This window comes from Spirosoma endbachense (genome assembly GCF_010233585.1).
In the GTDB taxonomy this organism is placed as follows: Bacteria; Bacteroidota; Bacteroidia; order Cytophagales; family Spirosomataceae; genus Spirosoma; species Spirosoma endbachense.
Window position 1 is genome coordinate 9,737,941 of the sequence record NZ_CP045997.1, and the last position, 24,027, is coordinate 9,761,967.

The 24,027-nt window shown below is 47.9% G+C and carries 22 protein-coding genes; 12 read left to right on the forward strand and 10 right to left on the reverse strand.

Annotated features, from left to right (window positions below; all coding sequences use genetic code 11):
* Window positions 1-26: 26 nt before the first annotated feature.
* The 6 genes from GJR95_RS39195 to GJR95_RS39220 all read left to right on the forward strand — a co-directional run bounded on the left by GJR95_RS39195 (window position 27) and on the right by GJR95_RS39220 (window position 9,451).
* Window positions 27-650: an RNA polymerase sigma-70 factor gene (locus GJR95_RS39195; RefSeq protein WP_162391048.1), complete on the forward strand. Its 624-nt coding sequence runs from the start codon at window positions 27-29 to the stop codon at window positions 648-650.
* Window positions 647-1,669 (forward strand): FecR domain-containing protein, encoded by a 1,023-nt coding sequence (locus tag GJR95_RS39200; RefSeq protein ID WP_162391049.1) that lies wholly within the window; start codon window positions 647-649, stop codon window positions 1,667-1,669. The genes GJR95_RS39195 and GJR95_RS39200 overlap by 4 nt, the downstream gene beginning before the upstream one ends.
* 213 nt (window positions 1,670-1,882) lie before the next feature.
* Window positions 1,883-5,440, forward strand: coding sequence for a SusC/RagA family TonB-linked outer membrane protein (locus tag GJR95_RS39205; protein WP_162391050.1), 3,558 nt, complete (start codon window positions 1,883-1,885; stop codon window positions 5,438-5,440).
* A gap of 13 nt (window positions 5,441-5,453) precedes the next feature.
* Window positions 5,454-7,148 (forward strand): RagB/SusD family nutrient uptake outer membrane protein, encoded by a 1,695-nt coding sequence (locus GJR95_RS39210; protein WP_162391051.1) that lies wholly within the window; start codon window positions 5,454-5,456, stop codon window positions 7,146-7,148.
* A gap of 48 nt (window positions 7,149-7,196) precedes the next feature.
* Window positions 7,197-8,666: a sulfatase-like hydrolase/transferase gene (locus GJR95_RS39215; protein ID WP_162391052.1), complete on the forward strand. Its 1,470-nt coding sequence runs from the start codon at window positions 7,197-7,199 to the stop codon at window positions 8,664-8,666.
* A gap of 170 nt (window positions 8,667-8,836) precedes the next feature.
* Window positions 8,837-9,451 (forward strand): hypothetical protein, encoded by a 615-nt coding sequence (locus GJR95_RS39220; RefSeq protein ID WP_162391053.1) that lies wholly within the window; start codon window positions 8,837-8,839, stop codon window positions 9,449-9,451.
* Window positions 9,452-9,570: 119 nt separating this feature from the next.
* Here GJR95_RS39220 and GJR95_RS39225 read toward each other — a convergent pair whose 3' ends face one another.
* On the reverse strand, window positions 9,571-12,051 hold the full coding sequence (locus GJR95_RS39225) for a ribonucleoside-diphosphate reductase subunit alpha (RefSeq protein ID WP_162391054.1): 2,481 nt from the start codon (window positions 12,049-12,051) through the stop codon (window positions 9,571-9,573).
* Window positions 12,052-12,653: 602 nt separating this feature from the next.
* On the opposite strand from GJR95_RS39225, the gene GJR95_RS39230 reads away from it, so the two are divergent.
* The gene (locus GJR95_RS39230; RefSeq protein ID WP_162391055.1) at window positions 12,654-12,896 is read left to right on the forward strand and encodes a type B 50S ribosomal protein L31; all 243 of its coding nucleotides are present in this window, start codon (window positions 12,654-12,656) and stop codon (window positions 12,894-12,896) included.
* 363 nt (window positions 12,897-13,259) lie between these two features.
* Window positions 13,260-13,523 carry a helix-turn-helix domain-containing protein gene (locus GJR95_RS39235; RefSeq protein ID WP_162391056.1) on the forward strand — a complete coding sequence of 88 codons (264 nt, stop codon included), beginning with the start codon at window positions 13,260-13,262 and terminating at the stop codon, window positions 13,521-13,523.
* A gap of 29 nt (window positions 13,524-13,552) precedes the next feature.
* Here the strand turns inward: GJR95_RS39235 and GJR95_RS39240 are convergent, their stop codons facing one another.
* The 8 genes from GJR95_RS39240 to GJR95_RS39275 all read right to left on the reverse strand — a co-directional run bounded on the left by GJR95_RS39240 (window position 13,553) and on the right by GJR95_RS39275 (window position 19,693).
* Window positions 13,553-13,795, reverse strand: a complete 243-nt coding sequence (locus tag GJR95_RS39240) for a hypothetical protein (RefSeq protein WP_162391057.1) — start codon at window positions 13,793-13,795, stop codon at window positions 13,553-13,555.
* Between the two features lie 289 nt (window positions 13,796-14,084).
* Complete coding sequence (locus GJR95_RS39245) at window positions 14,085-14,333, reverse strand: hypothetical protein (RefSeq protein ID WP_162391058.1); 249 nt, start codon at window positions 14,331-14,333, stop codon at window positions 14,085-14,087.
* A 414-nt stretch (window positions 14,334-14,747) separates the two neighbouring features.
* Window positions 14,748-15,341 carry a LutC/YkgG family protein gene (locus GJR95_RS39250; protein WP_162391059.1) on the reverse strand — a complete coding sequence of 198 codons (594 nt, stop codon included), beginning with the start codon at window positions 15,339-15,341 and terminating at the stop codon, window positions 14,748-14,750.
* 75 nt (window positions 15,342-15,416) lie between these two features.
* A complete protein-coding gene (locus GJR95_RS39255) occupies window positions 15,417-16,808 on the reverse strand; it encodes a lactate utilization protein B (protein WP_162391060.1) in 1,392 nt (463 codons plus the stop codon).
* Complete coding sequence (locus GJR95_RS39260) at window positions 16,808-17,545, reverse strand: (Fe-S)-binding protein (protein WP_162391061.1); 738 nt, start codon at window positions 17,543-17,545, stop codon at window positions 16,808-16,810. The genes GJR95_RS39255 and GJR95_RS39260 overlap by 1 nt, the downstream gene beginning before the upstream one ends.
* Window positions 17,546-17,810: 265 nt before the next feature.
* On the reverse strand, window positions 17,811-18,539 hold the full coding sequence (locus GJR95_RS39265) for a DUF4386 domain-containing protein (protein WP_162391062.1): 729 nt from the start codon (window positions 18,537-18,539) through the stop codon (window positions 17,811-17,813).
* Window positions 18,540-18,567: 28 nt separating this feature from the next.
* Window positions 18,568-19,017: a hypothetical protein gene (locus GJR95_RS39270; RefSeq protein ID WP_162391063.1), complete on the reverse strand. Its 450-nt coding sequence runs from the start codon at window positions 19,015-19,017 to the stop codon at window positions 18,568-18,570.
* Window positions 19,018-19,129: 112 nt separating this feature from the next.
* Entirely contained in the window at window positions 19,130-19,693 is a 564-nt protein-coding gene (locus GJR95_RS39275; protein ID WP_162391064.1) for a Crp/Fnr family transcriptional regulator, read from the reverse strand.
* 141 nt (window positions 19,694-19,834) lie between these two features.
* Here GJR95_RS39275 and GJR95_RS39280 point away from each other — a divergent pair, with 141 nt between their 5' ends.
* The 3 genes from GJR95_RS39280 to GJR95_RS39290 all read left to right on the forward strand — a co-directional run bounded on the left by GJR95_RS39280 (window position 19,835) and on the right by GJR95_RS39290 (window position 21,762).
* Window positions 19,835-20,701 carry a bifunctional transcriptional activator/DNA repair enzyme AdaA gene (locus GJR95_RS39280; RefSeq protein WP_162391065.1) on the forward strand — a complete coding sequence of 289 codons (867 nt, stop codon included), beginning with the start codon at window positions 19,835-19,837 and terminating at the stop codon, window positions 20,699-20,701.
* A 108-nt stretch (window positions 20,702-20,809) separates the two neighbouring features.
* Window positions 20,810-21,505 (forward strand): 2OG-Fe(II) oxygenase, encoded by a 696-nt coding sequence (locus GJR95_RS39285; protein WP_162392032.1) that lies wholly within the window; start codon window positions 20,810-20,812, stop codon window positions 21,503-21,505.
* Window positions 21,502-21,762 (forward strand): Ada metal-binding domain-containing protein, encoded by a 261-nt coding sequence (locus tag GJR95_RS39290; RefSeq protein WP_162391066.1) that lies wholly within the window; start codon window positions 21,502-21,504, stop codon window positions 21,760-21,762. Before GJR95_RS39285 ends, GJR95_RS39290 begins: the two co-directional genes overlap by 4 nt.
* On the opposite strand, the gene GJR95_RS39295 is transcribed toward GJR95_RS39290, so the two are convergent.
* Window positions 21,724-23,247, reverse strand: coding sequence for an aminotransferase-like domain-containing protein (locus GJR95_RS39295; RefSeq protein ID WP_162391067.1), 1,524 nt, complete (start codon window positions 23,245-23,247; stop codon window positions 21,724-21,726). The two genes, GJR95_RS39290 and GJR95_RS39295, sit on opposite strands and share 39 nt — an antisense overlap.
* Window positions 23,248-23,396: 149 nt before the next feature.
* Here GJR95_RS39295 and GJR95_RS39300 point away from each other — a divergent pair, with 149 nt between their 5' ends.
* Complete coding sequence (locus GJR95_RS39300) at window positions 23,397-24,026, forward strand: pyridoxamine 5'-phosphate oxidase family protein (RefSeq protein WP_162392033.1); 630 nt, start codon at window positions 23,397-23,399, stop codon at window positions 24,024-24,026.
* The last annotated feature ends 1 nt before the right edge of the window (window position 24,027 follow it).

Genomic DNA, 24,027 nt, shown 5'->3' on the forward strand with positions numbered 1-24,027 from the left:
CAGAGAACCCACGTAACAGCCGAACTATGATATCTTCCAATCCTTCGCCGGAGGACAGTTTGTCCAGTTGTTCATTGCGCTCAACTGCGTGTAGTCAAACCATATCGGTTGGTCCAGATGATGAACTGCTTATTCGGCGGTCATTTGAAAGCGATCCTTATCAGGGTTGCGATCTGCTATTCCGTCGGTATTACGAGCCGCTCTGCAGTCATGCCGTCCGATACGTTTATTCAAAGATGCTGGCCGAAGATATCGTGGCCGATCTGTTTCAGGTATTCTGGCAGAAAAGGCTGTTCGAGCGTATTACGTTCTCATACCGGGCGTACCTCTATCGGGCCGTTCGTCAAAATTGTTTGCTTTACCTAAAACGGGAAGCTGGACGAATAATCTCGCAGGAATCAATCACGGAAGCTGACCGGATAGGTTTGACTACGCTTCCCAACGAACAGATTCAGTTCGATGAGCTCAGCGCACAGATTGAAGCAGTAATTAATGCATTTACCCCCTCTGTTCGACAGGTGTTTCTGTTGAGCCGGTTCGAGGGTCGTAAAAATCAGGAAATTGCCGACGAACTTCATATATCAATCAAAACAGTCGAGGCCCATATGACCAAAGCTCTGGTCCTTTTTCGCAAAGTTCTACAGCCATGAACCATTCTCAACCAGGGCCAACCAAAGCCATTGTATTCACTTATTTTACCAGGCAAGCCACTCCTTTAGAACGTCAGGCCATCGAAGCCTGGCTAGAGACCGACGAAGGAAATACGCTGTACTATACGTACTTAGACGAATGGGAACGCTTACATCCGCAGTTTTACCCGGACATGGATGCAGCTCGTCACCATTTTTCCCAATTTATGGGGCAATCCGTTTCAGTTGAACCAACCGAACTCAGTGGGCATGAAGTTTATTTCAAATCCATTTCCAGTCATAAACCGACGCACTGGCTGCAATCAGGCGGGTTCCTGTGGATGGCCGCTTCAGTCGCGCTACTCATTAGCCTTTGGATCACTACCAACTACTGGTATTACACGACTCAGCGCAATGGATATAAACAAATCCAGTCGTTAACGCTTCCAGATGGGTCCAGAGTTTTGCTAGGGGCTAATTCTTCGGTAAAGTACGCCCGGTTTGGCTTTTCACGAGGGACAAGGCGAGTCTGGCTGGATGGTGAAGCTGAATTTAGAATCGTTCATCAACCCAACAGACAGCGATTCATGGTAGAAACACCTGACAAGACAACCGTGGAGGTACTGGGAACCGTATTTGTCATCAACAGCCGCCGGAACACTACACGAATTGTACTGGAAAGTGGTCGCATTGAACTGAACACTCCCCGCACGGCCCGTCCAGTCGTACTCACGCCAGGCGACATGGCAACCGTATCTGCCCAGGGGCATCTGAAAATGCAGCATCCGTCCATTACACCCACTCGCGTAACCTGGCACGATCATCGATTTGTATTCGCCGATACTCCGCTAGCAGATGTTGCCAATCAATTGCACGACATTTTCGGTGTGACGGTAAAAATTCCTCAATCCGACCTGAAGGTCCGTAACGTGTCTGGAACTTTCCAGGCTGAAACTGCCGATGACTTACTCCAGGCGTTGACATTGATGATGAATCTGCATATCGACCAATCCAAAACGGTATATGTACTCACCCAGTAAGTTGGCGAAGCAGTTGTTTCCCTGCATCGACAAGTCAGCACTACGACATACTGTTTTTTCACTATTTACTTTATTATTTTTTTTCTCAAAAAATTACACTTTTTCATTAGGGTAGGTGACGTATTTTGTATCTATTTATCAAAAGTAAGGCTATAAATATACATGATTTATAGTGTTTACTGCTTTCCAATCACCCTCTAATCGTAGTATCGTATGAACCGACTTCTTGGTAAACAGGGGTATAGCCAAACCTTTCGTTTTTTATTGTTGAGTTTATTGATGATCGGAAAACTGCCTGTCACGGCGCAGATGCTAGCCCAGAATACCCACCGTACCGTTATTCATCAATCCGAAACATACCGCCTGTCGGATGTTATTCAACAGTTGAAAGAACGGTATCACGTCAATATTCTATTCGAAGAAAGTTTCCTGAAAAGCCTGACTGTACCAGTAGCAGCGGCTCGCCCCCAGGCAACACTCGAAGCCAGTTTGCAAACGCTGCTTCAACCCTTTGGCCTGCACTATCGGAAGATAAAAAACAACTACGTTATTCTGTCGAATAGCGCCAACAAAAGGCTCCGCTCGGCATCGACCGATATGGACCAGTCAGGCATTAGTCCAACGACAATTCCTGCCCTGAACCAGTTGGATGGTATACAGCCACAAGCTGTACTGACAGCACATATGGAAATGGCCGACATTGTTGTCACAGGGACTGTTACCGACGAAAAAAATGAGGCCCTGCCGGGCGTAAGTGTTGTGGTAAAAGGAACTCAGCGGGGTACGACAACCGATTCCAAAGGGCAGTACAAGCTGAGTATTTCCGGCCGCAACGACGAAGCGACTACTACAACACTGGTATTTAGCTTTGTCGGTTATGTATCGCAGGAAGTATTGACGGGAAACCGGACAACGATCGATATTCACATGGTGACGACGAATAAGTCACTCGATGAGGTAGTTGTGGTCGGATATGGAACAAAAAAGAGAGAAAACGTAACGGGTGCTATTGCTCAGGTAAGTAGCGAGGCTCTGACAAGTCGACCGATCACTAAACTTGGGCAGGCATTGCAGGGATTAATCCCAAACCTGAACGTTACAAACCCCGACGGTAATCCCAATGCCAGCCCGACCTTTAATGTGCGGGGTAACACATCCTTGTCGGGCGGTAGCGCCCTGGTGTTAGTTGATGGCATTCAGATGGACATGAATCTGTTAAATCCGGCCGATGTGGAGACAATCACCGTGTTGAAAGATGCAGCTTCTGCTGCAATTTATGGAGCACGCGGGGCATTTGGGGTTATTTTAGTAACGACGAAAAAGGGGAGTAAAGATAAAAAACCTGTTATTAGTTACGCCGGTAGCCTGCAATTCAACCGGCCTACCTATCTGCCTGACCTCCTGAGTACTCAGGAATACTTGGAATCACAGAACGTTGCTCAACTAAATTTAAACGGCACCCAGAAATACACGGATGATCAGGTAAAGTGGGTAAAGGATTACAGCAGCGATCCGGTCAATAACCCCAGCTATCACATTCTGCCAAACGGCAAGATTTTCTGGAACGCTTCCAATAATGTAATTGAGGCAATGGTGAAGCCATGGGCACCCGGACAAACCCATACCCTCAACATAAACGGGGGCAATGCCAAAACCTCGTATTACGTTTCGGCCGGTTCATTGAAACAGGATGGTTTGTTTACAACAGCTACCGATGTATTCAAACGATATAATTTTACTACGAGCGTCAGTACCGAATTAACAGGCTGGCTGACCGTAGGTGCCAAAGCAAACTATATATCCACTACCTACGATGAACCTCACAAATACCCCAATAAGGGGTCAGACTGGTGGGAGCAGATGACTCGGGGAGAGCCTCAGGTTTTATTTCCGGTTAAAACACCTGCCAATTCTCCGGTAGGTGAAGGTATCGCGACAGAAAACTTCGTTAACTTCCTCGAAAGTGGCTCTCGTAAAGTAAATACCTCATCAACAGGCATTTATGCCGTAAATGCTGACGCCTATGTTATTGATGGATTGAAAATCAGTGGTAATTTCGCCTATACGTCCATGCGACAGGATATCAAAGAAACCCAGGTGGCATTCCCCTACATCCGGGATACCTGGATCCCTCAGATATCTGGCACATCTCCCTCATTCGTGCAACGGGATTTTACTACATCAGGCTATTTCGCGGGTAATTTATTTGCGGACTATAAGACATCTATAAAGCAGGATCATCAAATTTCAGCGCTGATTGGCTATAACCAGGAATGGTACAATCTGACGACTGCCTCTGTCAGAAAGCAGGATTTGATCAGCATAAGTGCCCCCGTTCTGAATCTGGCCACAGGTATCATCACCACCTCCGATCAACAGACAGCATGGGCCATCAGGGGTGTATTTGCGCGGTTCAACTACGATTATCGAAGCAAGTACTTAGTCGAATTGAACAGCCGCTACGATGGAACTTCCCGTTTCCCAACCGGTCGTAGATTTGGCTACTTCCCGTCCGTTTCGATAGGGTGGCGGGTTTCCAAAGAGAAATTTATGGAACCGCTAAGCCGGGGACTTAAGGACCTGAAACTCCGGGCTTCTTACGGCAGTTTAGGGAATCAGCTGCTGGCTAACAACTTCCCCTATGTTTCCCTTTTTGGAATTAACCTGCAAGTGCCTTTCATCATTGGCAGTACATTACCATCAGGCATTCAGGCTCCGGGCCTGGTTAGCCCTGATTTAACCTGGGAAAAAGTATCTACGCTTGATTTTGGGGCAGATGCCAACCTATGGGGCAAGTTAAACGTCGGCTTCGACTGGTACCGACGAATCACATCAGGAATGTTGGTTGCCGGCGACCGGTTACCGGCCGTGTTAGGTACAGCAGCTCCCCAACGCAACGGTGCCGAACTGAAAACCACCGGTTTCGAATTAAGCCTAAAATGGAGTGATCAGATTGGCTCAACTCACCCCCTGCGGTACGATTTAGGCATCGTGTTGTCCAATTATCAGGCAGTCATCTCTAAGTTTGACAACAACCCAAACAAGCTGATCAATAACTATTACGTAGGTCAGAAAGTGGGCGAAATCTGGGGTTTTGAATCGTCAGGTCTGTTTCAGGCTAACAGTGAAGTGTCGGCGGCTGCCAATCAGGACCAGCTTGGCAACTCAGGCAAATGGGGAGCGGGTGATGTCCATTACGCCGATTTAAATGGCGATAAAATCATTACTCGAGGAGCCAATACAGTAAGCAATCCGGGCGACCAGCGCATTATCGGGAACACGACACCAAAGTATCAGTATGGTGTAACGGGGAATCTTACCTGGCACAATTTCAACCTGAATATACTCCTTCAAGGCGTTGGAAAGCGCGACTTTGTTCCCCAGGGTAGTTATTTCTGGGGTGCCATTAATAGCGGAGCGGCTGTCGGTACGAAGGAAGTATACCAGAATTCCTGGTCGTCAACAAATCCGGACGCTTACTACCCGATCTATCGCTCCGGTTCTACCTACAACATATTACCCCAAACTCGCTACCTGCAAAGCTCGGCTTATATGAGGCTGAAAAATATTTCGCTGGGCTATTCATTACCTCAAACGCTACTTCAGAAGATAAAACTGTCGCAGGCTCGTATATACGTAACCGGACAAAATGTTTGGGAATGGACGAGCCTAAAAGGAAATTTCGACCCGGAAGTGACCGGAACCGGTGACGTGGGCGTCTTTTATCCGTTGCAGCGTGTGGTATCATTTGGTGTTCAACTGTCTCTCTAAGGTGCTTCTTCTCATGAAAAAATACGTCTCAAGACTCCTGCTTGCCACCATTGTGCTGTTGACCTCGGCGTGTTCAGATAGTTTTCTGGACCTTACTCCTACCGATTCGCTCAGCGAGACTAATTTCTGGCACAATGAAAATGAATTGAAACAGTATGCCAACGACCTATATCGCACCTTTGTGGGGCATGCTACTGCAACCTCTCAAAGTCCATTGATTTTAGGTGACAGTCAGAGCGACAATATGATTCCCCTAAATTTTGACCTGGTTGCTGCGGGCAAAAATATAGTCCCAGCATCAGGTGGCGGCTGGGACTGGAGCGTGATTAGAACCTGTAACTACTTTCTGACCCGATACAATCGAACGCCGATAAGTCAGGAAATCAAAGACAGGTATGCCGGCGAAATCCGCTTTTTTAAAGCAAAGGATTACTTCGAAAAGGTGGCAAGCTTTGGTGATGTACCCTGGCTTTCCAAAGATTTGGCTATCAATTCAACTGAGTTATACGCCCCCCGCGATAGCCGGGTTCTCGTCATGGATTCGTTGCTGGCTACTATCAATACCGCTATTGCCAACCTGCCAGCCAGGAGTATAGCTGAGCCAGGGCGCATCAACAAAGATGTGGCTCTGCTGCTTAAAGCACGGATTTGTCTCTATGAAGGAACGTTCAGAAAGTACCGCAACCTGGCTGGCAGCGAAAAATTCTTGCAGGAGGCAGTAGCTGCTTCGGGCCAGATCATGGCTGACAAAGGGTATCAATTAAACGCCACGGGTAATCCCAATGCCGACTATGCGGCACTTTTCAACTCGCTCGATTTGAGTACCAACAAAGAGGTAATGTTCTACCGGGCCTACTTGACTGGTCTTAGTGGTACGGCTACTTCCTGGAATGTTCAATTGAACAATTTCAACACCAGCGTCTCAAAATCATTGATTGAGTCGTATTTAGCGAGCGACGGGAAGCCAATATCTCAGAGTCCATTGTATCTGGGTGATGACAGTGTTCAGGTTGAAATGAAAAATCGAGACCCCCGGCTAACGCAAACGGTCGTTTATCCGGGAACGGGTATCCAGGCTGGCTTCGGAGGGGCCGCCATTCCGGGTTCGGGCTTTAGCGGGGTGGGTATAGTACCTTCCGGCTATCAGTTGCAGAAGTATTGGGTAGCCGACCAGGCCGAATTTGTCCGCATTCAGAATGGACTACTTGATGCACCGATTTATCGCTTTGCTGAGGTGCTGCTCATCAATGCCGAGGCTAACGCAGAACTGGGCTTAGCAACCCAGACAACGATCGACAATACGATCAATCTGCTGAGAAAAAGGGTGGGCATGCCGAACATGATTATAAGTCAGTTAGTCAAAGATATACGGTCTGACTTCTCCGACATCCCCGTATTGATCGATGAAATAAGACGGGAGCGCAGGGTTGAACTGGCAATTGAAGGATTAAGATTCGATGATTTGGTTCGCTGGAAGGCTGGTAAGCTCCTGAATAAGCCTGTCCTTGGGATGAAGTTCGTTCAGAAGCACTACCCAAAAGCTGTGGTGGGCAAATCTATTTTTCTTAACGACAAAGGGTACATTTTACCTTATGCCACCTCATTGCCCGCTGGCCGCACCTTCGACGAAGCTAAAAACTATTTCCTGCCACTACCCCTCGATGAACTTACCCTTAATCCAAATTTGAAACAAAATCCAGGTTGGTGATTTATCCCGCTTTACTTTTTTTATGACTACAAAACCAAATTTTTTATTATGACTACAAAACCAAATTTTCTTAAATTATATTGCCAGTTACCGTTACTGGGGGCCCTGTCTCTGGTTATTTGGGGAGGAATTCCTAAAAATACCCTCGATCCCCCTGCCCCGAAACCAAACATCCTGTTCATCTTTGCCGATGACCTTCGCTACAACGCGATTCACGCCTTAGGTGACAAACAGGTCATTACACCTAATCTGGATCGGCTTGTAAACAACGGTACCTCCTTTACTCACGCCTATAATATGGGGTCCTTTCAGCCAGCAGTTTGCATTGCAAGCCGGTCCATGCTGCTTACAGGATTATCCGTTTGGGATGTCCAGCAACAGGAAAAGGATTATGAACCGTTGAAACAGGCCAAGGGCTTCTGGCCTCAGCAGATGAAACAGGCGGGTTATGAAACCTACATGACCGGAAAATGGCACGTAAAAACAGACGTAACCCAACTTTTCGACCATGTTGCACACGAACGGGGGGGTATGCCCAATCAGGCGCCAGAGGGCTATAACCGCCCTTTATCAACACAGGACACGACCTGGGCACCCTGGAAGGAGGAGTACGGAGGATACTGGAAAGGGGGCAAACATTGGAGCGAAGTACTAGCCGACGATGCAGTTGGTTTCCTCAACGACGCGTCAAAAAAATCGACTCCTTTCTTCATGTATCTGGCCTTCAATGCCCCTCATGACCCCAGACAAGCCCCTAAAAGGTGGGTTGATAAGTACCCCGTTGAGCAAATTAAACTGCCAGCGAGTTATTTAGATGAGTATCCTTATAAAGATGCAATAGGCTGCGGAAAGAACTTACGGGATGAAGTGCTGGCCCCTTTTCCGAGAACTCCTTACGCCATCAGAAAGAATATCCAGGAATACTACGCCAGCATTTCATACATGGACGAACAGATTGGACGGATTCTGGAGGCTCTGGAAAAAAGTGGTAAACTCGAAAATACCTATATTTTCTTTACCGCCGATCATGGCCTTTCGATAGGCCACCACGGCCTGATGGGCAAGCAAAATATGTTCGAACATAGTGTCCGTCCCCCTCTGATTATTAGTGGACCCAAAATCGTTAAGAACGCGAAAAGGCATCAGACCGTGTATTTGCAGGATATCATGGCCACGTCGCTGGAATTGGCGGGTATAGAAAAGCCATCACGGGTTTTCTTCAACAGTCTGCTGCCACAGCTAAAAAGCGATAGCGCTCCTAGCAACTATCCAAGTATTTATGGATGCTACACCGACCTTCAGCGGATGGTAAGCTCAGAACAGTATAAACTGATTGTGTATCCGGCAGCCGGGAAAATGCTATTGTTCAATCTAAAAGACGATCCCGAAGAAATGAAGGACATTGCCCAGCTTCCCTCAAGTCAACCAATTTTGAAGAAACTGAAAGCTAAACTTATCCAGCAGCAACAGCAATTTAATGACAAACTGGATCTTAAGGCGCTACTAGGCAGCTCTTAGGAAAAGAGACTTTAATGTAATTCCTTGTATGCAACGCTAGACATGTAAAAACAAAACCCAGTCCGTTTTCTAGATAAACCTTTCAATCTTCTTATACTTTATATTTATTTTAATATACTTGTATAATTTTTTTGCCTAGAAAAAGGCTCTATGAAAACGGACTTACTCAAATGAAAAAACTTGTTTTTGTTCTGGTCTTGCTAGCCAACAGCCACTTAGCCGTTTGTCAGGGCAATATTCGTAGCAGTGTCAAAGCCGGAATTACTTACGTTTTGTTTGGTCGTGGCGATCGGATCGGAGTCAACTACTACAATGAGTATAACCGCAGCATTAACCGATTCCTGACGTTTGCCCCCTCTTTACATGTCGGCTACGGGTCAAAAGTGGATCGGCTTATGGCCGATGGATTTTATCAGGAATTCCGTTTTGTAAAGGCTTCTTTTGCGCTGGATGCTAACCTTTTTGTTTCCCCAATGCGATTTGAGCGACATAAAATCAGGCTGGGTGTTGGGCCATCCATACGCTTCTTATCCGAGTCTTTTCCTAGCTCATTTGGTTTACGTCTGGTAGATAGCCCAGGCCTACCAACAGGTAATCAGTATGCATTAATTCCAATTGCCTACCAACGTCCTCGGAATCAGTGGACTATAGGCTATACTGTGGTTCTGGAAGGGGAGCTAAATGTTAGTCCCCGATGGATTACCGGCGTAAGAACCTCTTTTCAAAACTATGAGAATGGCGAAACCGTACTAAACGTAGGGGTAAATGCAGGCTATCGCTTTTAAAACTGTGCCAATTCCTTAAAAATCGGACCAATAAAAGTAGCCTAAAAATTAACCCATAACGCCCGGACATGTCGAACACAGCCGGGCGTTATGGGTTAGCAACTTATCAGTCCAGACGCCTACGAGCCACACATCTCACAACCTTCCGGATCATCCAGCGAGCAGGTCATAGCCGCATACTGCTGTTCAAGATCCGTCACCATCGGTACGGGTGTTGGCGTTGTGTTCTGAGCGTGCTCTTTAGCGTATTGTACGTAGTCGAGTGGTTTTTCGACAGTTACCGCTTCGGCCATTACGGGCTCCAGTTGTGGCTCGGCTTGTGGTTGAACAACCGTGAACTTCACCGCATCGGCAGCAGCCTTCGTCCGCAGGTAATACATACCCGTTTTCAGACCCGCCTTCCAGGCATAGAAGTGCATCGATGTCAGTTTGCCGAAGTTCGAATCCTGAATGTGGATGTTCAGCGACTGCGACTGACAGATGTACGCACCCCGATCGGCAGCCATATCGATGATATGCTTCTGCTTGATCTCCCAAACCGTTTTATAGAGATCTTTGATATGCTGCGGTATGTTCGGAATAGCCTGGATCGAGCCGTTGGCCAGAATCAGGTTATTCTTCATCACATCATTCCACAGACCTAGTTTCACGAGATCTTTCAATAGGTGCTTGTTTACCACGACAAACTCACCCGACAGTACGCGACGCGTATAGATATTGCTCGTATATGGCTCGAAGCACTCATTGTTGCCCAGAATCTGCGAGGTCGATGCGGTCGGCATTGGCGCCAGCAGCAGCGAGTTCCGAACACCATGTTCTACAACCTCTTTGCGTAGGCTTTCCCAATCCCAGCGGCCCGATTTAGGCTTTACACCCCACATATCGAACTGGAACTGCCCCTGCGAAATTGGTGAACCTTTCCAGGTTTCATACGGACCGTATTCTTTAGCCTGCTCCATCGAAGAAGTCATAGCGCCGAAATAGATCGTTTCGAAAATATCTTCGTTCAGGCGACGCGCTTCATCCGACTCAAACGGCATCCGCAGCATGATGAATGCATCGGCCAGCCCCTGTACGCCCAGTCCAATCGGCCGGTGACGCATGTTGCTCCGACGCGCTTCTTCAACTGGGTAGTAGTTGATGTCGATAATCTTGTTGAGGTTGCGTGTGGCCGTTTTCGTGACCTCATACAGTTTCTGGTGATCGAACCGCAGTACACCATCCGGATCACGTTTGATAAACTTCGGCAGGGCAATCGACGCCAGATTACAAACCGCTACTTCGTCGGGAGCGGTGTACTCGATGATTTCGGTACACAGGTTCGACGACTTGATGGTGCCGAGATTTTTCTGGTTCGATTTTTTGTTGGCAGCATCCTTGTATAACATATAGGGCGTGCCAGTCTCGGTCTGAGACTCCAAAATCTTGTACCACAAATCTTGTGCCTTTATTGTCCGACGGGCACGGCCTTCGCGTTCGTAGCGCGTATACAACGCTTCAAATTCGTCGCCATAGCAATCGGCCAGACCGGGGCACTCGTGTGGGCAAAACAGCGACCAAACGTCGTTGTCTTCTACCCGTTTCATGAAAAGATCGGGTGTCCAGAGAGCGTAGAACAAGTCACGGGCACGGTTTTCTTCCTTACCTGAATTCTTTTTCAGATCCAGGAAGTCATAAACATCAGCGTGCCAGGGTTCCAGATAGACCGCAAATGAACCTTTACGTTTGCCGCCCCCCTGGTCTACGTAGCGGGCTGTATCGTTAAACACGCGCAACATCGGCACAATCCCGTTGGACGTTCCGTTGGTGCCTTTAATGTACGTTCCTGTAGCACGGACATTATGGATACTCAACCCAATACCACCCGCCGACTGCGAAATCTTGGCGGTTTGCTTCAATGTATCGTAGATCCCGTCGATGGAATCATCTTTCATCGTCAACAGGAAGCAACTCGACATCTGCGGCTTTGGCGTTCCGGCGTTGAACAGCGTTGGCGTTGCGTGCGTAAACCACTTTTCACTCAGCAGGTTATAGGTCTCAATAGCCGCATCGATATCCTCCATGTGAATACCAACGGCTACGCGCATCAGCATGTGCTGCGGACGTTCGGCAATGCGACCGTCGATTTTCAGCAGATACGATTTTTCGAGGGTTTTGTAGCCGAAATAATCATAGCCATAATCCCGATCGTAGATGATCGTTGAGTCGAGCAGAGCCGCATGTTGACGGACAACCTCATAAACCTCTTTCGAAATCAGCGCTGCATTTTCGCCGGTTTTAGAGTCTTCATACGTATATAGCCGTTTGATGGTTCCGGAGAACGATTTGTTCGTCTCTTTGTGCAGGTTCGAAATAGCAATCCGAGCGGCCAGAATGGCATAATCGGGATGCTTGGTGGTCATCGAAGCGGCTGTTTCGGCGGCTAAATTGTCCAGCTCGGTGGTTTTTACACCATCGTAGAGACCGTTAACCACTTTCATGGCGACCTCAACAGGCTGAACATAAGCCGGATCAAGGCCGTAGCACAGTTTTTCGATCCTGGCGGTAATCTTGTCGAACTTGACCGACTCCCGGCGTCCGTCACGTTTGATTACGTACATGAGCGTTTGGGTTAGTTTTTATATAGTAAAAAAATGTTGAATGCAATTAAAAACACCGACTCAGTGGTTTCACTTAAGCTAAGATTGACACGTATGATTCCAATGAGGAGAACACAGAAGTAACCAGGAGCATAAAACCATTTCGTTCAAACGAAGCCCAATTGGGCCGGAGTTTTAAAGTTCTATTGAAATAGACGGAAAAGCAACCCCGAAGGTTCGGGTGTTTTCGCAATTCATTGAAACGTGCAACTCTACCAGACAGGTTAAGAAATTGTTAAGCCGTAATGCTTAGCGACTTAACAATACCCGGTAGGAGAGCTATGCTAAAAAAAATAAAAGAGCGATTTTACTGACCGGTTCACGCCTAAGGCAAGTGAAGCGAGTCGGAATGAAGAAGCGTAAACGTTCTTAAAGATAAGCAAAAAACGGAATAGTAACAATCCTTTATTACGCCATTATTAGGCAACGGGACACATCTATCCGGTTGATAATCAAACCCAAAAAGAACCACTAAAACTGTTTGCCAATCCGCCCGAAACGCCGTACCTTTGCAGTCCTTTTCGGTCGGAAACCGAGAAGATGACAAGAAACTGAGATTAATCATGAAAAAGGGCATTCACCCGGAATACCGCGAAGTGGTATTCCACGACCTGTCGAGCGATTACAAATTCCTGACACGTTCGACGGTTCAAACAAAAGACACTATCGAGTTTGAAGGGAAAACCTATCCGCTCGTTAAAATTGAAGTTAGCTCGCAGTCGCACCCATTCTATACAGGTAAGAACGTGCTGCTCGATACAGCTGGTCGTGTGGACAAGTTCCGCAAGCGCTACGGCACGAAGTAAGTTTGAGAAGAGCTATATCTTCCCCTAAAAACGTGTGATTGTTTTTAGAATTCTATTTAAATCTGCCAGGTTTTAGCCTGGCAGATTTTTTTATGGGCATTTTCGAAAAGTAGCAATTAATAAATCAGCACGTTGCACAACTATTGCAGGATGGGGCTACCCATGATGTAGCAGAAGTCAAGAAAAAAGGCAGTTAAAACAGTTCTTTCAGGAGGCTGAGCCAGTCTAAAAAAAGTTAGTAAAAAGATCTTATTTTATAATTTTCTCCGTTACAGCGTACATTGGCCCGCATTTTGTCGAGTTATCCTATAGATAGATACTTAACCTTCCTTTTTAACGCTATATACTACTTTGGCAACTACCATGATACTTACGTTTGGCCAATACAACATTCTTACAGCTACACGTCACTGCGTGAACCGAACTCAATTATCTGAGCACACCAATTTTGATCGTACGCTGGTTAGCTACCTTATCACAGGGTTGGTTCGCAGTGGATTGCTAAACATCTGTAATGAAGGCAATGAAGAGCAGACGTTTTATGAACTAACCGACGCTGGAATGGACTGCATTGACGAATACGAACGGGAAAACCCCGATCTGGTTATCAATCGACTCACCATATAGCGACGGTCTACGGTCAGTGATCGTTGCTGTCAGGCAATGTGCTCAATATGCTCCTGAGCCAGTCGAATAATCAGGCTTTCGTCGGTATCAATGAGTGAATAACCGTCGCTCATGTATGGTATTACCAGCCCCATTTTGGCATCATAGATCCCAAGTGGGGAAAGGTCCTGATCGGCATTGGCTCTGCGAAGATAGTCTGTCGCCTGTTGGAGCGATGAGAACCCTTTAGCCACAGGTAGAGCGAATAACGTAAATACGGATACGTACTGCATAGGCGTACACTATTTGTTATCTGCGGCTATATACGAATATATTCTACAGGCGGATTTCTGCAAGTCTTTAAATGTTAAAGAAAAAAAATAAATAGCAAAACACATTAGTTTCACAAAAAAGGCAAATACCCAGATAACCAGTAACTTATACCAACCCTTGTAGCTTACAAAAAGCTTTACCTAAACTAATAATTTTAGTGTTTTGCCAGCTTATTCCGCTTAAGTTCGATCAGAACTGAAAAAAGCCAGGATTCGATCCTGGCTTTTTTCACTTACCTGAAGAGTTGGATTAGTTATCGTTTGACCCTGCGATATACCCTAATTGCTCCTGCACTGCCTTAGCGAACGCTACTTTATCCGACTTCCGGTAATTCTCCGTCTGCTGTATCTTTGAGGGTGGACAAAAATCCTGATCGATGTTCTGGCAGGCTACCCATAAATCAGGATTCAATTTAATTCTATACTGCCGAATCGGCGTATCCGCGCCAAACCAAAGATTGATAATATTGCTGACGGTTGGTTTGATGACAACACTCATGACTTGTTCAAAAATGCCCGGGTTTATAATTGCGGCCAAAATTAATTATCCTACCTTCTATACACAAAAAAAATATGATTCAACGGTCGAAAGCCAATATGAACTGTAACCTGAGTGTATGAACAGCTTACACCTTCATAATCCATAGCCATAGTTTGGGTGGTGATGTGGTGTCGGTTTCTTAAAACCGACACAGTGAGGACGGTTTGCCGATGCAACGGTTCGTCGAAGTGATTCTCAAAACCTAGTCGTTCATGTTCGATGCGGTTTCTCAAGCTGCAAAGGTCAGGTTGAAGAACCTGACCTCACGTCAATAAACCCGGCCCCACGCTACTAACTGCTAAACAGGTACTATCTCAGCAACTGTACGGATTGAATCACTCACCCGTAAAGCCGGATTAATGCCTGGATGCACTAGTTGACCTGATCCAAAATAAATACTGTCATCGTGATAGGCCCGTGTGCTCCCATCACCAGCGCCTGCTCAATATCGGCCGTTTTGGAGGGCCCTCCAATAAAAGCCCCAAAACCGTATTGCCCCAACCCAATTTGACCATAGGCTTCATGCAGCGTAGGAACGATAGTTTCGGCCGCCACAACCACCACTAGATGCTGGCAGATGTAGGGGACAATCCGTTGCCCCATCCGTTGCTCCGGAAGCCAGACCGCACCGTTTTCAGCAACTGCCAACTCGGCCTCGATCACCGCTACCTCGACATCATCAAACGTATGCGGATCAACAGTGGCAGAAAGCAGTTCAAACGAATTACCCAGTTCTGGCAGGGTGGTTATAATACGCTTTGTGGCATCGAAGTTTTCTCTGATCAGGGCATCAACGGCTGCCAGGTTTTTTACCAAAAATACATTCCCGCCAATACTGGTAAAAACACCACTATACTGAGCCACCACATCGCCTGCGTTGCCTTTCAAAAAACCAATATCGGGCAACGGACTGGCGGGAGGCTGGTTTTTCAAAACAGCGGCCAGAATATTTTCTCTGCTGCTCATTTCAGGCATTATCGGTTAAAAATTACACTATTCTATTGATTATCAAACGAATGTTTTCCAGACAATGATCAGGATTTAATCCTTTTCGCTATCCTGGCTGTTGTTTTTAGCATACCACGCATCAAACGACTCCTTCGGTCCATCTGGCATGTCACGTTGTTTGTACCAGGGATTGAACTTGTTGTTTACCGCGAACGGAATGTTATTTAAAACCCATCGTCCGGCTTTACCCAACGTGGAATACGATGTCGGCGACGATAACGTCCAGGCCATCGCTTTCATACCCAGCACTTTCGTATTGGCGGCATAACCCTCCCGAACAATAACCTGACGCCATTGATACAACTGATCGTGAATGTTAATCTTTACGGGGCAGACATTCGAGCAGGAACCGCAGAGCGTCGACGCAAAGGGCAGATCGGCGTGCTTTTTCATGTCCAGATTAGGAGCCAGAATAGCACCGATAGGACCGGCAATCGTATTGTGGTAACTAAGCCCTCCACTTTTCCGGTAAACGGGGCACGTATTCATACAGGCTCCGCATTTGATACACTTCAATGAATCCCGAAAATCGACCCGGCCCAACTGACGGCTTCTTCCCAAATCGACCAGAATCAGGTGCATTTCCTGGCCTTCACGTGGTTTTTTAAAATGGCTCGAATAAATGGTGATGGGTTGCCCGGTAGCACTTCTGGCGAGTAACCGTAAAAATACGCCGAGATGGGCCTTTTTAGGAATGATTTTTTCGATCCCCATAGAGGCAATCTGCACTTCTGATAAATGAGCACCCATATCGGCGTTTCCTTCGTTGGTGCAGACTACATACTCGCCGGTTTCGGCCACGGCAAAATTAACCCCAGTCAGGGCTGCTCGTCGGGTAATAAAAACATCGCGCAGGTGTCGGCGGGCAAATCGCGTCAGCGTAGTCGGGTCCGACACGCCTTTCTCGGTACCCAGGTGTTCATGAAAAATCTCTCCGATTTCCTCTTTTCGTTTGTGAATACAGGGCAGCACAATGTGGCTCGGTGGCTCATTATCAAGCTGCTGAATATATTCGCCCAGATCGGAGTTAATGACATCGACACCGCGTTCAATCAGGTATTCATTCAGATGGCATTCTTCGGTGAGCATGGACTTGCTCTTTACCATCTGTTTAATGTCTTTGTCTTTCAGGATGGAATACACAATGGCGTTGTGTTCTTCGGCATCGGCGGCCCAATGTACTTTTATCCCATTCAAGGTTGCATTGGCTTCAAACTGCAACAGGTAGTCATGCAGATTAGAGAGTACATTATTCTTTATTCGGGATGCGGTTTCGCGTAAATCCTCCCACTCCGGAATTTGTTTGGAGGCAATATCCCGTTTCTGTCTGATCCACCAGAGAGCTCCGTCGTGCCAGTCGACGCGCTCTTCGTCGTTGATAAAAGCCTCGGCCAAAGCAGCATGATCTTTCATTCCTTTTTCCATCACAAGGTCGAGTTTAATATTTCTGCAATGTGTACAGCTTTAATGGCGCTCTTATTCCGGTGCAGAATCCCTTCCAGATGCATCAGGCAGGAAAGATCGACGGACGTAATGTACTCGGCCCCATTTTTTGTATGATCGGTTACCCGGTCTTTTCCCATTTTTACCGATACGGCTTCTTCGGCCACGCAAAACGTCCCACCAAAACCGCAGCATTCATCCGGGCGATCCAGCGTAACCAGTTCCAGACCTTCTACCATATTCAGCAAGTGGACAGGCTTGGAAAAGGGCAGGGCATTGAGCTCGCTCATCTGGGCCAGATAAAGACCACGCAATCCATGACAACTCTGGTGAATTCCTACTTTGTGAGGGAATCGGGCCCGCAAGTTTTCTACTTTCAAGACATCGGTTAAAAACTCGACCAGTTCGTATACGTTTGACCGAACACGGTCTGCCTCCGCCGGATCAGTTGCCGAATGCAGGTGTTGCTTAACGTGTAATACGCAACTAGCCGAAGGGGCTACGATGTAATCGAATTTGGAAAAATTTTCCAGAAAAAGATCATTGCATTCCTGCGTCAGGTGCTCAAACCCTGAATTGGCCATCGGCTGTCCACAACAGGTTTGTTTAGATGGGTAGACTACTTCAACCCCTACTTTCCGCAACAACTGAAGCGTTGCTATGGCTGCCTGGGGGTAAAACTGGTTTACATAACAGGGAATGAAAAGTCCGACAGTCATAAAATAATATAGAATCAGGTTTGCTAAGGCTCTCTTCCAGTCTAAAGCCCTGAAGTCGATCTATTTACTAAACAATTATCGGTCAAGTCGGCCCGGACCATAGCTGTTTTCACTGATAAGGCTGCACAACAAATCTCGTTCAAAGGATCGCAGCTACGCCCGGCTGATGTAAAACACTGGCTCTTAATTCGTTTACGCTTTAAAATGGATGCCTGATAACATGGTCTCACCGTTATTTTTTATGCAGGTATTTTGGCAAGAAATACTACTCACCCCATTCATTGGCGACATCGGCTAACCGCCGAAACCAGACACCAACAACCAGCAGCCAGATTAACCACAGGCTGCTACCCAGTAAACCAGCCAGCCCCCAGGTTGGAAAGCCCGGAATTACGGTAGCGAATAAATCCCCCTGAGCCAGCAAATAAATGCCTGAAGCAACATAACCTAAATAGATTATCCATTTGGGAAACAAGTCTATCTGCGCAAAAGCTCTGGAGAGCAATAGTGTGTAAGCAATGGTCAGTAATTGTCCCAGATGTTCGCCCAGAACCACACCGCCATACTGGTGAATAGCCTTGAAGGCAACAACGATTGCGTGCCGGGTAGCCAGATCGGTGGTCGTAACGTACTGAGTTGCTAAAACGGGCACAACAAACGGCCATCGAAGAAGTCCTATAAGCTGAACAAGAGCCGAAATTACGCCCAGAGTTGTAGCCCATCGCAGGGCATATACCTGCTTCTCAAATTTCTGCCCAATGAGCACATAGGCTCGCAGCAACGGAAATCCGCCGATAGCGAATAGCCACCAAACACCAATCAGGGAGGCCCCCCCGGTATGGAAGCGAGTCAGAATAACACCGGGTTCCTGGCGAAGAATATCCGGATAATCGAACACAATCGTTAGCGTCGTGTAAGGAATCATCACCAGCATAACGCCGAGAATGAGCAGGTTTCCAATGAGTCGATTAGCAGGCATTGTGGATGTTTTCATCTGTGTATGTTGGAAAGGCTTGTTCGGATTACCAGTGAAAGGAATAGCTGATGCCAGGTGTAGGATTGATTTTAAGGTCTTTTCCATCGCTGGCTAAGGCGATCACACCCAGGCGCAGGTTCAGTCCACGCCAGACCATCCATCGAAAGCCAACCTCAGCCGAAGCCGCGTTCTGCCGCTCATAGTCCCGGTTGAGGCCGCGCAGATACGACACCGACGCATAAAACGAGGATGGGTTTTCGCGTTGACCAACCGGCAGAAACCAGTACGTAAGGCCTGTTTTGGTAAATTGCGTCGTGATACCGGCGGTGAAACTTGTTACGTAGTAGCCCGCATGAGCGGAAACGTGACCCCGGCGATATTCCAACCCAATAGACGGGTTCCGAAAGCCGTTAATACTGAATTCATTACGCGGAAAGCGCTGAGCCAATGTGGAATAGCTCAGAAATAATAACCCGATTGCTAGTGGCAATTTCATATCGTCTTTTTGTTAATTGGTTGACGATACAAAGGTGGCCTGCCAGAAAGGCCAATCTCTTAGACAAATGTCCAGATCGCTCAGTGAGCTTGCCCTGATGATTGATCGTTAGCTATCGAATCTGACCACGGATACGGCTCAGGTGACGGGGAGTAACACCAAGAATGGAAGCGAGGTATTGAAGTGGCACTTCCTGCAACAGATGTGGTTCATCGGTCATTAGTTTCTGATAGCGCTCTTCGGCAGAGAGTGTCAGTAGATTATAGCGACTCTCCTCGATGCAGTTGATCTGATCTTCGAGCAAGCCCATATAGAACAGCTCAAACGAGGGAATAGTCTGCCGTAATTGATTGAACGATTGTCGGCTAATGCTCCATAGCACACTATCGGTCAGGGCTCGGATGGATTCGCGGGAAGGCTGCTGCTTCAGAAAGCTACCCAGCGATACAACAAAATCGGCAGTACCCGCCGTGTACGTTGTAATTTCGTCGCCGTCGCGATCCGCAAAAAACTGGAACAATCCCTTCTCGACAAACGCCAGCTGATCACAAACGCGTCCGGCCTGGGCAAAAAGATTACCTTTACTTAATTCCCGACGATGAAACTGACCAATAATTGAAGATTGCTCCCCGGCATCGAATCCACTTTCCTGAAGAAACTCCCGGAGTATATCCATCTGTTTATGAGTCGGTATGATCAGCAAAGTAGCTAAAATTGCTGATTTTTCCGTGAAACAATCACCCGGAAAACTCCGCAAGAATCGGGTTTGCTACCCGTTGGGTTATAGCGACTTTTGTAGAGTCAAAACACAACTACTATGACAACGAACAGCACCCACACGTATCAGCAGATTGCCCGCGCCATCGAACACCTGACGGCCCATTTTCGGGAACAACCGTCCTTAAGCGAACTGGCGGAGAAAGTGAATATGAGCGAATTTCATTTTCAGCGGTTATTTACGGAATGGGCTGGTGTAAGCCCCAAGAAATTTAGCCAATACCTAACCCTCGAACATGCCAAAACCCGGCTTCGCAAGGGTGATCCTCTGGCAGATGTCGCTTATGATTCCGGCCTTTCCGGTACGGGTCGATTGCACGATCTATTCGTAACCATCGAAGGCGTTACACCGGGGCAATTCAAACAGGCTGGCTCTGGCCTAGATCTGTCATACGGCGTATTCAATAGCCCATTTGGCGACTATCTTTTAGGGGCCATCAATGAAAAAATCGCTCTTTTGCATTTCCTGAACGATGAAAACGATCCCGAAAGCATTCTGGCAACAGCATGGCCCGAAGCATCGCTCCATCACGACCCAACAGCTGTTCAGTTTCTGGCTGACCAGATTTTCCCAACAACTGATGGTATGACCACGGAAGCTTTCCCCCAGAAATCAGACAAACCGCTGTCTGTTCTAGTACGCGGGTCTGCCTTTCAGCTAAAAGTATGGGAAGCCTTGCTTAAAATCCCGGAAGGCAAACTGGCGAGTTACGACCAGATTGCCGAAGCCATCGGTCAACCCACAGCTTCGCGGGCAGTCGGCACAGCCATCGGTAGTAATCCGGTCGGTTACCTGATACCATGCCACCGGGTCATCAAAAAAACCGGGCTGTTTGGCGGGTATCGCTGGGGAACGGAACGCAAACAGGCCATGCTTGGCTGGGAAGCTGCGCGGCTTGACAGTTAAGATTTTATAGAACAAGGAGAGCACAAAGTAGCAACGAATGTCCCATAATTAGCGTCAAGGGTTTTGTGATTTTCGTCGCTCCTTTATGCTCTTGGTGTAACTCATATGATGACTCAAAAAACAATTGACTGGCCCCATTTCCAGTCTGACCTATCCCAAACCGGGTTCACCCTGCTGCCTTCACTCCTCTCATCCGAAGAATGTCGTGAACTGGCAGACTTATTTGATGCGCCAAACCTGTATCGAAAAAGCATCGTCATGCAGAATCACGGCTATGGCAGTGGCGAATACAAATATTTCAGCTACCCCCTACCATCAGTTGTCGATACGCTTCGGCATGAGTTGTTCTCTCAGTTAGCACCCATTGCCAATGACTGGAATGAAAAGTTGGGGATTAACCTGCGCTACCCAACCGATCTTAACGAATGGCTTTCTACCTGCCACGCAGCCGGACAAACCCGCCCAACGCCACTGATTCTGAAATACGGCCCTGGCGACTGGAATGCGCTTCACCAGGATATGTATGGTGAGCTTTATTTCCCGTTTCAGGCTGTCCTTTTTCTGAGCCAGCCGGGCCAGGATTATGCGGGTGGAGAGTTCGTTATGCTCGAACAGCGCCCAAGGATGCAGTCAAAAGCAACGGTATTGCTGCCAGAACAAGGGCAGGTTCTATTGTTCACGACTAAATACAGACCCGCCCAGGGCACTCGTGGCTATTACCGCGTAGCCATGCGGCACGGAGTTAGTGAAGTGCGAACCGGAACACGCGTTAATGTGGGGCTTATTTTTCACGATGCCGCATGATTCGACATACAGATTTAGGATCATCTTCATTTGCCCAGCGTCGAAAACTGTTAGACTTACTCCAGCAGTGCCTCATTACGCTGGGCGGCAACCGTCCCGGTAAGATCTACGGTCGGCTCGACTGCCGGGCCGGGAAACGCATGAAGCCCGAAAACCGAGTGTTTTTCTGGAATGAAGCAGAAGCACTTGAACTGGGGTATCGACCGTGTGCTGTGTGTTTACCAGGGGCGTATAAAGCCTGGAAATCCAAAACTTGAACCTAGTACATTCCTGAGTACCATCACGCTTCGCTCCAGTTCCTCCTCTGTGCTCGACGCAAAACCCAATCGAGTACCATGCAACTGCTGGCCGGGTGGATTATGAAACACACCACTCGACAGAAAAAGACCTTTCTGGCCTGCACGGGTAGCCAACGCATCCATATCGATCGCCGGATCGAAACGCGCCCATACGGCCATACCCCCATCGGGTTTCGTGAACTGAACAATAGGTGCCAATTCACTGGTTAGCAGCTCGCAGAACCGATCCCGGCGAACGTGATAGGTGCGAAGGGCCTTGCGAAAATGACGTTTCAAATCGCCGGTTTTAAGTAATTGGCCAATAGCAAACTCCAGCATAGGATCGCCCTGTCGATCAATGATACGCCGTAGCCGGGCCAGTTCATCGATCAGTGCAGTTGGGGCCACTACATAGCCAATCCGAAAAGCCGGAGCAACCGACTTCGTCAACGAACCGACATAAACAACCATTCCTTCCCGATCGGCGCTCGCCAGGGGGAGAATCGGGCGGCTCAGGTAATGAAAATCATAATCATAGTCATCTTCCAGAATGGCAAATCGGTATTGTTCAGCCAGTTGCAGGAGCCGAATACGCCGATCGGGTCGGAGTGTCACCGTGGTTGGATAATGATGGTGCGGAGTCACAAATACCATCCGGATAGTGTTCTTTTGCTCACACAAACGAGCCAGTGCATCAACGTCTAAACCATGTTGATCGACAGGAACGGTCAGGATCGTGGCACCGGTTTTTCGAAAATTCATCGTAGCACCTGCCCAGGTCGTTTCGCCAGTTACGACGATGTCGCCGGATCGCAGTAAAACCTGGCTCGTCAGGTGCAAACCCATAATGCTTCCGCGAGTAATGAGTATGTTCTCGGGTGTGGTCCGTAGCCCTCGGGTTTCGTTTAGATGAAGAGAAAGCTGTTCACGTAACAGCAAATGCCCTTTGGTATCGCCGTAACCGAAATGAGTCTGTGGATTTCCCCACCGGAAATACGAGCGATAAGCCCGGCTTAATTCGTCCATTGGAGCCAGTCGAATATCTGGAAACCCATCGTCGAGGTGTAAACCGGCTGAGTTAGTCAACACGGGCCTGACCAGAAAATTGAGCGAATCGAAGGCATAACCCGGCTGTGTTCCGGTGCTATCCGTTCCCAAAACGCTGGCTGTACTATCGTTGCTCGCCAATAGCTGCGGCTTAATGTCAGGAAAATGAGCGGCCACATAGGTGCCGCTACCAGCCCGGCTTTCGAGCCAGCCCTGTGCCAAACCCTCATCATAAGCGGCTACAACCGTCTGCCGGTTCAACTCAAGTAAGTCGGCCAGTTGACGCGTTCCGGGCAATCGCTGGCCAGCCACGAGCGTTCCTGCGCGAATAAGCTGGCCCAGTTGTTCGCTTAACTGTAGAAAAACTGGGGTAGGTAATGTCTTGTCAACCTGAATCAGCGATTTGAATGGCGGCATAACCGGACTAGCAGAAATCTAAAAACTGGACGACTTGAGTAGACCGGCAAATAACGACATTTGTTTTGAAAAAGAACAGGGCACCTGATTTTGGGAAAGTTGTTGTCTACTTATCCGTATCAAACGTCCTGCCTAAAAAATCACCAACGATGCAAACCGCCCGCACAACACCCAGTCGTTTAGCCAAGCGTGCTCATTACGACGAAGCCACAATTCACCCCATTCTGGACGAAGCCCTTTTTTGCACAGTTAGCTTCGCCGTCGATGGTCAACCGATGGCCATTCCAACCGCATTCGCCCGAAAAGGCGACCGGGTTTATATCCACGGGTCTGTTGGCAGCCACTTCATTCGTACAATCGAACAGGGTGGTCCGGTCTGCATTTCAGTGATGTTGACGGATGGACTTGTTCTGGCCAAATCGGCGTTTCATCACTCGGTCAATTACCGTTCGGTGGTCATCTTTGCAACTGCTGAGAAAGTAACCGACGAGAACGAACGCATGGAAGCGCTGGCACTGATTACCGATCACTTGATTCCCGGTCGCTGGGACGATCTGCGCCCAACGACCAGCAGTGAAATGCGAAAAACGACCGTGCTGGCATTTTCGCTGGCCGAAGCGTCGGCCAAAGTACGCACCGGTGGCCCCAATGACGACCCTGAAGATGAGGGCCTGCCAACCTGGGCGGGTGTAATTCCAATGCAGACAGTGCGATTAACCCCGCTTGCTGCCGAAAATAGCCTAGGGACACCATTGCCTGATTATTTACAGAACGCTTGAC